This is a genomic window from Pseudomonas sp. Pdm06 (assembly GCF_014851795.1).
In the GTDB taxonomy this organism is placed as follows: Bacteria; Pseudomonadota; Gammaproteobacteria; order Pseudomonadales; family Pseudomonadaceae; genus Aquipseudomonas; species Aquipseudomonas fluorescens_AA.
The window spans coordinates 229,860-239,865 of sequence record NZ_JACVAH010000012.1; the positions used below are offsets into that span (position 1 = coordinate 229,860).

General features: G+C 63.3%; 7 protein-coding genes. 1 reads left to right on the plus strand and 6 read right to left on the minus strand.

Annotated features, from left to right (window positions below; genetic code table 11):
• Positions 1-4: 4 nt before the first annotated feature.
• Entirely contained in the window at positions 5-316 is a 312-nt protein-coding gene (locus tag IB266_RS20245) for a YqfO family protein (RefSeq protein ID WP_192262211.1), read from the plus strand.
• 250 nt (positions 317-566) lie between these two features.
• Here IB266_RS20245 and IB266_RS20250 read toward each other — a convergent pair whose 3' ends face one another.
• The 6 genes from IB266_RS20250 to IB266_RS20275 form a co-directional block, all read right to left on the minus strand.
• The gene (locus IB266_RS20250) at positions 567-1,649 is read right to left on the minus strand and encodes a hypothetical protein (protein ID WP_192262212.1); all 1,083 of its coding nucleotides are present in this window, start codon (positions 1,647-1,649) and stop codon (positions 567-569) included.
• A gap of 525 nt (positions 1,650-2,174) precedes the next feature.
• Entirely contained in the window at positions 2,175-3,890 is a 1,716-nt protein-coding gene (nagE, locus tag IB266_RS20255; protein WP_192262213.1) for an N-acetylglucosamine-specific PTS transporter subunit IIBC, read from the minus strand.
• A gap of 33 nt (positions 3,891-3,923) precedes the next feature.
• Positions 3,924-6,437, minus strand: coding sequence for a phosphoenolpyruvate--protein phosphotransferase (gene ptsP, locus IB266_RS20260; RefSeq protein WP_192262214.1), 2,514 nt, complete (start codon positions 6,435-6,437; stop codon positions 3,924-3,926).
• Between the two features lie 41 nt (positions 6,438-6,478).
• Entirely contained in the window at positions 6,479-7,501 is a 1,023-nt protein-coding gene (locus IB266_RS20265) for an SIS domain-containing protein (RefSeq protein WP_192262215.1), read from the minus strand.
• The gene (nagA, locus tag IB266_RS20270) at positions 7,482-8,588 is read right to left on the minus strand and encodes an N-acetylglucosamine-6-phosphate deacetylase (protein ID WP_192262216.1); all 1,107 of its coding nucleotides are present in this window, start codon (positions 8,586-8,588) and stop codon (positions 7,482-7,484) included. Before nagA ends, IB266_RS20265 begins: the two co-directional genes overlap by 20 nt.
• Positions 8,589-8,605: 17 nt before the next feature.
• Complete coding sequence (locus IB266_RS20275) at positions 8,606-9,337, minus strand: GntR family transcriptional regulator (protein ID WP_192262217.1); 732 nt, start codon at positions 9,335-9,337, stop codon at positions 8,606-8,608.
• Positions 9,338-10,006 lie beyond the last annotated feature (669 nt).

Consider the following 10,006-nt stretch of genomic DNA (forward strand, 5'->3'; position numbering starts at 1 on the left):
GGCGGTGTACAAGCTCTGCTTCTTCGTCCCGGCCAGCCACGTAGACGAGGTCAAAAACGCCGTATTCGCTGCCGGTGGCGGGCGAATCGGCGACTATGACCACTGTGCCTGGCAAGTGTTGGGCCTGGGCCAGTTTCGCCCGTTGGACGGCAGCCAACCGTTCATTGGCGAGGCGGGCCAGGTCGAGCAGGTCGAGGAGTGGAAGGTAGAGCTTGTCGTTGCCGATGAGCTGATTCGTGGGGTGGTGAAGGCGCTGAAACAAAGCCATCCCTACGAGACGCCAGCGTATGAAGTGTGGCGGTTGGAGGATTTCTGATCCTTCGCTCGTCGAATGAGGAACCCGCTGATTCAATCAGCGGGTTTTTTGTTTAAGAGCTAAAACCATGTCCGCCAGCGCAAGCCTATTCCCACATGGGACCTCCAGTGGGCCCGAAATATGTGCTCGACGCCAATCAACTGTGGGAGCGGGCTTGCCCGCGAAGGCGTCGGGTCAGCTTGCATTGATGTTGGATGTACTGGCCTCTTCGCGAGCAAGCCCGCTCCCACACGGGGGCGTCCTGGTCTGTCTATTGATGCCGGTTTTCGAGGCGGCAGGCTTCTTTTTCGATGCCGATGCATTCGACCGGTTCGCCCACGCCTTTCTCGAACCGGCGAGCATTCATCAATAGCCCGCCCTTGATACCGCCGATGAACGCGAAGGCGCCTGGACGGTTGCCGGTGTGCTCCCCTGACAGATCCACCGCCACGCTGTTGGGCCTGACCTCGTACACCCAACCGCCGTTTGCCGCTTCCGTGACCGCCCAGATCTTGGCGTCGCTATAGTCACGAAACGCCACGACGACCGATTGAACGGAAGGAGACTCCGGGCTGCTCGCCCAGCGCAAGACCGGTGGTTGCGAGTTTTTTGCCCGTAACCCACTGGCCAGTGCGTCCGCTCCTTGCACTGGGTTGATCCTCGGGGAGCCTACCGCCCAGAGGGATTCTTTGTTCGTCACCCAGGCCAGGCCTTCTGGCGGGGTGATCTTGCTCCAATCGATGGGTGTCGCTGCGACTTCCAGCATCGTCTCGTGACCGGAGGGTTCGCGGTAGTCCGGGTTGGCGATGCAATCGCTCAGGTCGGTTTTCTTGCAGGCCTGCTTGATAAAGTGCCCTTTGACCCCGCCCGGGTAGCTGATCTCTTCCTCGCCGATAATAGGCCCCCCCGATACCTGTTGGTCGATGCCATGGGGGGCCTTGAATTCGAATACCCATTCGTTGGCGAAGCTCTGGGCGATACGCTGGTTGCGCGTGGTACTGCTGTAGACCGAGCGCTGGGCCCCGGCCCCGTGCTTGAACCAGTCGTACATCCATGTGTCCTCGGGGAAGGTCACGGATTTGGGCAGCAAGCCGTCCTGGAAGGCCTCGAGGCCTTGATTGGTGGTGTCTCCCCGATAGAGCGTGTCCAGGTCGGTCCGCCAGCGCAATAAGGGTTGGGTCTTGCGGATATCCACGCTGGGATCCGCCGTGACCTGGAGCCAGGCCTGGTACCAAGGTTCATCCTTCTGCGCCGAGTCCTGGGTCGTTGCCCACGCATTGGGGCTCGCTTGCCAGGTGCCTGCCAATACCATGGCGACAGTCGCCGCCCGTATAAAACCGCTGCTTCTACTCATGATGTGGACACCTCTCCTGAAACGAGGATGCCAATCGAATCACATACTTCATTACGACCTATTCTTCGAATTGACAGTTTATTTGCCGATTGCTCAGTGCCAAGGCAACGCTGGGGTGTGCCTTGGTTCACTGCGTGAGAGAGAGAATAGATGACTGTCCTGGGCTATAAGATCTTATTTTGTAACAGGCATCCCAGTTGCGTGCGGTCGCGAATATCAGGTTGTATTTGTTGGTTGTTACTAGCTGGAATTATCCGTTACCTGTTATTTCTGACAGTTGCGAGCTCTTGGTTGATGACCTTTAATCGAGGGTTTTGTCGAGGGTTCGCGCTAGATAACTTTTCGGTTGGGTACCGGCTCAGGCTTGATGCAATAAGTACCGGCCTCATCGCGAGCAAGCTCGCTCCCACAGGAGGCAGGTGTCGATCACAGGTTTTGTGAACAACACCCAGCCACTGTGGGAGCGAGCTTGCTCGCGATAAATCGAAAGACGAATACAAAAAAACCGGTAGAACACGGGTGGGGCTAGGCCCCTGCATCGACCTTGCGACCATGCGCCAGGCCGTCCAATGCCTGCCATAACCGCGGCGCCTTCTCCCCCAGCAGCAGGTGCCAGACGCCACCCTCCAACGGGCTCATACCCTGACACCCCAGCCCTTTGAGCCGGCTTTCCGACAAGCCCTTGTCATCGGCCAGCCGCACCCGTAGCCGGCTCGTCGCCACGCACTCGAATTGCAGGACGTTGTCCTGGCCTCCGAGGGCGTCCAGCCATTGTTGCGCCTCGGTGCTGGAAAGGGCGGCAGGCGTCGTCGGTGCAGGGGCATTCGGCACCGGTGCGGTGACCGGGCGAAGGGAGGAGGGCACCGCCAGGCGGATTTCATCGGCAATGCTGTCGGCCATCGGCCCCACCACCACCTGCAGGCTCCCGCCGTTACCGGGGCGCACCACGGCCATGGCGCCGAGGGCCTTGAGCTGGGCGTCGGAGGCCTTGTTGCGATCCACCATGTCCAGCCGCAAACGCGTGGTGCAGGCACCGATGGTGATCAGGTTGTCAGCGCCGCCCAACGCCTGGATGTAGGCCGCGGCCCGCTGGTTTTCGGCGATGGCCGGTTTGTCGCCTGCCGGTACCTCTTCACGCCCCGGGGTCTTCAGGTCGAAGCGGCGGATGCAGAAGTCGAACACCAGGTAATAGATTGCCGCGTAGGCCAGGCCCACCGGGACGACCAACCAGCCGTTGGTGGATTTGCCCCAGCCCAGGACCATGTCGATGAAGCCGCCGGAGAAAGTAAAGCCCAGGTGAATGCCCAGCAGATTGGTCACGGCCATCGACACACCGGTGAGCAGCGCGTGGACCAGGAACAACAAGGGCGCGAGGAACATGAAGGCGAATTCGATCGGCTCGGTGACACCGGTCAGAAACGAGGTCAGCGCCATGGACAGCAGGATCCCACCCATGACCTTGCGCCGCTGGGGCAGGGCATTGCGGTACATCGCCAGGCACGCGGCGGGCAGGCCGAAGAGCATCACCGGGAACATGCCGGTCATGAACTGGCCGCCATTGGGATCACCGGCGAAGTAACGGCTCAGGTCACCGGTGACCACCGCACCGGTGTCGGGGTCGGTGAAACTGCCGAAGATGAACCAGGCCATGTTATTGAGAATGTGGTGCAGGCCGGTAACGATCAGCAATCGGTTGAACACCCCGAACACGAAGGCGCCGAAACTGCCGCTTTCCATCAGCAAGGCGCCGAAACCGTTGATACCCTGCTGGATCGGCGGCCAGATAAGGCCGAACACCACGCCCAGCCCGACGGCGCTGAAGCCGGTGACAATCGGCACGAAGCGCCGGCCACCAAAGAACGCCAGGTACTCCGGCAGCTTGATGTCCTTGAAGCGGTTGTACAGCGCCCCCGCCAGCAGGCCGCTGATGATCCCGGCGAGCATGCCCATGTTGATGCTGGCATCGAGCACCTTCAGGGTGGCGATCATCACCAGATAGCCGATGGCCCCGGCCAACCCCGCCGTACCGTTGTTGTCCCGGGCGAAGCCCACGGCGATGCCTATGGCGAAGATCATCGCCAGGTTGGCGAAAATCGCCTGGCCGGCATCGTGGATGATGGCGATGTCCAAGAGATCGGTGTCGCCCAGGCGCAGCAACAGGCCGGCGATGGGCAGGATCGCGATGGGCAGCATCAGTGCCCGGCCGAGGCGTTGCAGCCCTTCGATGAAATGCTGGTACATGGCGTCTCTCCCTTTATTGTTTTTCGAAGTGGCTCAGCCCAGGGGCCAGTGTCGATGGCAGGCATGGCGTACCGCGAGTGCGCTGCCCAGGTTCAACAGTTCGTTGCTCAAGCGAGCGCATTGCGCGGCGTCGAGGTGGCGCACGCGGTCCTTGATTTCGCCGATCTGCGGCGGGCTGACCGACAGTTCCCGTACACCCAGGCCGATCAGTACAGGCGTGGCCAACGGGTCCGAGGCCAGGGCCCCGCACACGCCGACCCAACGCCCATGCTTGGCGGCACCGGCGCAGGTCTGGGCGATCAGCCGCAGCAACGCGGGGTGCAAGGCATCGACCCGGGCGGCGAGGCCGGCGTGGTCGCGGTCCATGGCCAGGGTGTATTGCGACAGGTCATTGGTGCCGATGGACAGGAAATCCGCATGTTCGGCCAATTGTTCGGCCAGCAACGCGGCGGCCGGCACTTCGATCATCACCCCCAGTTGCGGGCGTTCGCCCAGGCCCAGTTCAGAGCCAAGGGCATCGAGGCGTTGGCGGATGTGCAGCAGTTCGTCGACTTCGGTGACCATGGGCAACAGGATCCGGCAGCGGTCCAGCGGACGGGTTTGCAGCAAGGCGCGCAGTTGCTGGTCGAGCAGGTCCGGTCGCACCTGGGCCAGGCGAATGCCGCGCAGGCCCAGTACCGGGTTGGCTTCGCTCGGCAGGGGCAGGTAGTCCAGTTGCTTGTCGCCGCCCACGTCGATGGTGCGAATGATCACCGGTTTGTCGCCCATGGCCTCGAGTACGGCTTGATAGGCCTGGCGCTGCTCTTCTTCGTCGGGGGCGGTGTGGCGGTCGACGAAGAGAAATTCGGTGCGCAACAAGCCAACGCCATCGGCACCGTTGGCCAAGCTTTCGCCGGCTTCGGCGCTGGAGGCCACGTTAGCGGCGACTTCAACCTCCACGCCATCGACGGTTCGCGCCGGCGTGTGGGCGAGGGTCTGTTGTTGGGCGCGCAGGGCCGTGCGTCGGGTCTGTGCTTGCCGCACCTGCGCCAGGCGCTCGACGGTTGGCGTCAGTTCGAGGCGGCCACCGTCGGCGTCCAGTACCACTGCTTGGCCTTGTTCCTGGGCAAGCAGTTCGTCGCCCAGCGCCACCAGGCACGGCAGGCCTTTGCCCCGGGCCAGGATCGCCACATGGGACGTCGCGCCACCCTCGACCATGCACACGCCGGCCACGCCTTGGGCGCTGAGTTGCAGCAGGTCCGACGGGGTCAGTTCCTGGGCGGCGACGATGGCGCCCGCTGCGACGTCGAACTGCCAGGCCTCACCCAGCAGCACCCGCAGGACCCGCTGGCGCAAGTCACGCAAGTCGTTGGCGCGCTCGGCCAGCAGCGTGCTGCCCAGTTGTTGCAGGACCTGGCATTGCGCGTCGATGGAGCGGCTCCAGGCGTGGGGCGCGGCACTGCCTTGTTCGATGAAGAGGTCGGCGGCATCCAGCAGTAGCGGGTCTTCCAGCAACGCCAGGTGGGCACTGAAGATCGCCTCTTCATCGCGGTGCTGCCTGGCCCGGGCGTGCTTCAGCGTGAGGTGGATCTCGCCACGGACTTGGGCCAGGGCCTCATTCAGGCGTTGGCGCTGCTCTTCGATGGCATGGCCGCCGATGTCTTCCGGCAATTGAATGCCGCTCAACCGAACCAGCGGCCCAGTCACCAGGCCGGGCGCGGCACATACGCCGTGCAGCACACCTTCCTCTGCATTCGCCCGTGGTGGTTCGGGCGGCGGCGCGTTGGCATGGGCTTCTTCCACCAGGGCTGTGGATAAGGTCGTCAGCAAGGCTTGCAGCGCCGCCTCGGCATCGCTGCCCCGGCAACTGACGTGCACTTGCGCCTGTTCGGTGATGGCCAGTCCCATCATGCCCATTACGCTGTCACAGGAGGCCGACTTGCCGCCGAAATGCAGTTGCGAGCGGCTCTTGAAGCCTTGCGCGGTCTGGCGCACCAGCGCCGCCGGGCGGGCGTGAAGACCGCCGCGATGGGCGATGCGGACCTGGCCGAACACTTCGATGCCGCCGTCTTGGTCGTGATGTTCCGCCTGGCCGCCGGCCTTGGCGAGAATGTGCAGCAGCGGCTCGCCGACCTTCACCCCTTTGAGGGTGATGGGCCGCGCCTGGAAGTGTTCGCCATTGGTGATGACCAACAGGCTGACCAGGCTCTTGCAGCGCAGCGCCACTTTATCCACGTCATAGCGCAGCAGCGGTTGGCCATGGCTGACCCGTGCACCTTCCTTGACCAGCATGGAAAACCCGTCGCCTTGCAGCTCGACCGTATCCAGGCCCAGGTGCAGCAGCAGTTCGGCGCCATTGTCGGCCCGCAGGGTCACGGCGTGGCCGGTGCGGGCGACGTGGATCACTTCAGCGTCGCATGGCGCGTAGAGGGTATCGTTCAGCGGGTCGATGGCGATCCCATCGCCCATGGCGCCGCTGGCGAACACCGCGTCCGGGACATTGGCGAGGGTGAGCACCGGGCCGCTGAGGGGGGCGCTGAGGATCAGCTCTTTATTGTTGTTGGGCATGGGCTCGCTCTCTTCAGGCTCTTGTTTGAAAAGCAGTCGGATCAGTGGGTACGGGTGACCTTGCTCAGGTGCCGTGGCTGGTCCGGGTCCAGGCCCCGGGCCACGGCCAGGCTCGCGGCCATCGCGTAGAAGCTCTGGATCGCCAGGATCGGGTCCAGGGCCGGGTGTTCGGCGCGGCTCAAGGTCAGGTCGCGTTCGACAATGTCATCAGGTGCCGCCAGCAGGACCCGGGCACCGCGCTGGCGCATGTCCGCGGCCAGGCTCAACACGCCGGCCTGTTCGGCACCGCGCGGGGCGAACACCAGCAGCGGGTAGTCATGATCGATCAGCGCCATGGGCCCGTGGCGAACTTCGGCACTGCTGAAGGCTTCGGCCTGGATCGCCGAGGTTTCCTTGAACTTGAGCGCTGCTTCCTGGGCGATGGCGAACCCGGCGCCCCGGCCGATCACCATCAACCGCTGACAGTCGCGCAGGGCGTCGACAGCGCTGTGCCAGTCCTGGCGGGCGGCCTCGCGCAGGCCCTCGGGCAGCGCGCCCCCGGCTTCGAGCAACTCGGTGTCAGCTTTCCAGTGGGCCACCAGTCGCGCACTGGCGCTTAGGGTGGCAATGAAGCTCTTGGTCGCGGCGACGCTGCTCTCGACGCCGGCACACAACGGCACGCTGAATTCACAGGCGGCTTCCAGAGGCGAGTCGGTGGCGTTGACCAGGGCCACGCTCAAGGCGCCACGCTTGCGCAACAGGCGCAGGCTGTTCACCAGGTCCGGGCTCTGTCCCGACTGGGAAAAACCGAACGCCACCTGGCCGCTGACCTTCAGCGGCGCCTGTTGCATGGTCACCACCGACATCGGCAGCGAGGCCACCGGGATGCCCAGTTGCTGCATGGTCAGGTAAGCGAAATAGCTGGCGGCGTGATCGGAGCTGCCCCGGGCGACAGTCATCGCCACTTGCGGTGGCTGGCGGCGCAGGCGTCCGGCGATTTCCTCGAGGGCCGGGTCCAGTCGCTGCAACTGGCGCTCGACCGCTTCATGGGAGGCCAGGGCCTCTTCAAGCATTTTGGAAGTCAATGGCTTCTCCTTCGACCATTACGTCGGTCAGGTTCAGGGAACGGTCAAGGCGTACGCAGTCGGCCCAGGCGCCGGGTTGCAGGCGACCGCGCTCGGGCAGGCCGAGGTAGTCGGCGGGAAACTGGGACAGACGCTGGGAGGCTTCGGCGATGGGCAGGCCGATTTTCACCAGGTTGCGCAGCGCCTGGTCCATGGTCAGGGTGCTGCCGGCCAGGGTGCCATCGGCCAGACGCACCCCGCCCAGACATTTGGTCACGGTGTGGCTGCCCAGCTTGTATTCGCCGTCGGGCATGCCGGCTGCGGCGGTGGAGTCGGTGACGCAGTACAGGCACGGGATCGAACGCAAGGCCACGCGCATCGCACCGGGGTGCACATGGAGCAAGTCCGGGATCAACTCGGCATATTGCGCATGGGCGAGGGCCGCGCCGACGATCCCCGGTTCGCGGTGATGCAGCGGGCTCATGGCGTTGTACAAATGGGTGAAACTGCTGGCCCCGGCCGCCAACGCCGCGACGCCTTCTTCATAGCTGCCCAGGGTATGGCCGATCTGCATGCGCACGCCTCGGGCGCTGAGGGCACGGATCAAGGCATCATGGCCGGCGATTTCCGGGGCGATGGTAATCACCCGGATCGGCGCCAGGGCCAGGTAGCTCTCCACCTCGGCCAGCAGCGCGGTGTGGGCGAAATTCGGCTGGGCGCCGAGTTTTCCGGGGTTGATGTAGGGCCCTTCCAAGTGCACGCCCAAGACCCGGGCGCTGCCGTTCGGACGCTGCTCACAGAACTTGCCGAGGGCCTGCAGCACGCTGGAGATCTCTTCGCTGGGCGCGGTCATGGTGGTGGCCAAGAGTGCGGTCGTGCCAAAACGCAGGTGGGTGCGGGCGATGGTCTCGAACGCCGAAGCCCCTTGCATGATGTCCTTGCCGCCACCGCCGTGGACATGCAGGTCGATAAAACCGGGCAGCAGGTAGGGCAGGTCGTTGCCCGCCGGATCGCAGGGCTGGCCTTCGATGGCCACGACTCTACCGTGCTCATGGAGCAGGCGGCCGCGAACCCAGCCGTCGCAGGTGAGGATGTTGTCTTCGGACATGGGAGTTCTCTGCTCGTCTAGCGCCGCAGCTCTGCGACAAAGTCGTAGTAGTCGTTGCGGCAATAGGTGTCGGTGACTTCGATGGGGGTGTTGTCTTCCAGGTAGCCGACCCGGGTCATCAGCAGCATCGCGGTGCCGGGGGCGATGCCCACCAGGGCGGCGAATTCGTCCGAGGCGTTGATGGCCTGGATGTGTTGCAGGGCGCGCACCACCGGCTTGCCGATGCTGTCGAGAAATGCGTAGAGGGAATCGCCCACCGCTTGCGGCTTGGGAATGATCGAGGCGGGTAGGGTGCTCATCTCGATGGCCATGACCGTGTCGTCGGCCTTGCGCAGACGCTTGAGCCGCGCGACTTTGTCGGTGGGCGACAGGCCCAGGCGGATCAGTTCTTCGTGGGTGGGCGGGGTGATTTCCCGTTCCAGCCATTGGGAACCGGGCACAAAACCCTTGAGCCGCAGCATCTCGCTGAAGCCGCTGAGGCGAGACAGCGGCTGTTCCAGGCGCGGGGTGATAAAGGTGCCCGAACCCTGGTTGCGGCGAATCAAGCCTTGTTCGAACAGCACTTCCAAGGCCTTGCGGGCAGTGACTCGGGAAATGCCCAGTTGCTCGCTCAAGCTGCGCTCGGACGGCATCGCCTGCTCGGCTTTCCACTGTCCGGCATGAATCGCTGTCTCCAGGTTACGCGCCAATTGCAGGTACAGCGGCGTGGGTTGGGTGTCGTCAGGGCGCAGGGCCAGGATGTCGTTCATATGGGTGTCCGATGCGGTTATTGAGTTGTTGTCGCTCGGTAAGTGAGATGGAAACTAATACCACTTGAATACCATGTCAACGCCACTTTCCCGGGGTTTAGAGGCGTTGTTGGAGGGTTTTGGTGGGGTGGGATTGAAGTGGTATTAGAGGGTGGGGATTCGAACGTAAATATCTTCAACTGCGACAACGCCTACTGGGTGAACTGGTATTCATCTGTAGGTAATTTCTGAAGTTGCGATTTTTTGATTTTATTTTTCGATGCTGACGGACGGTCGTCCGAGCCTACTAAGGCTAACGAGCTGTGGTGGCGAGGGCTACGCAGGTGATTGAGTGGGGGCATTGTTGGCGAGCAAGGCTTTGGACCGGGTAGAGCTTCGGACTTGATGCAATAAGTGCCGGCCTCATCGCGAGCGAGCTCGCTCCCACTGGGGCAGGTGTCGATCCCAAGTTTTTATGCACAACACAAAACTACTGTGGGAGCGAGCTTGCTCGCGATAAGGCCAGATCAGGCAACGAAGATTTGATGCTGGGTCAGAGGGCTTTTGTGGCGAGGGAGCTTGCTCCCGCTAGGGCGCGAAGCGGCCTCAAAACCTGACAACCCGGTGTGTCAGGCAAGTGGAATTGCCTGCTTGGGTCTGCTTCGCAGCCCAGCGGGAGCAAGCTCCCTC

Bases quoted from the DNA above. Each gene is read 5' to 3' on its own strand.
- nagE (WP_192262213.1), bottom strand. From the start codon at position 3,890: ATGTACCAGCATTTCATCGAAGGGCTGCAACGCCTCGGCCGGGCACTG.
- IB266_RS20250 (WP_192262212.1), bottom strand. From the start codon at position 1,649: ATGAGTAGAAGCAGCGGTTTTATACGGGCGGCGACTGTCGCCATGGTA.
- IB266_RS20275 (WP_192262217.1), bottom strand. From the start codon at position 9,337: ATGAACGACATCCTGGCCCTGCGCCCTGACGACACCCAACCCACGCCG.
- nagA (WP_192262216.1), bottom strand. From the start codon at position 8,588: ATGTCCGAAGACAACATCCTCACCTGCGACGGCTGGGTTCGCGGCCGC.
- ptsP (WP_192262214.1), bottom strand. From the start codon at position 6,437: ATGCCCAACAACAATAAAGAGCTGATCCTCAGCGCCCCCCTCAGCGGC.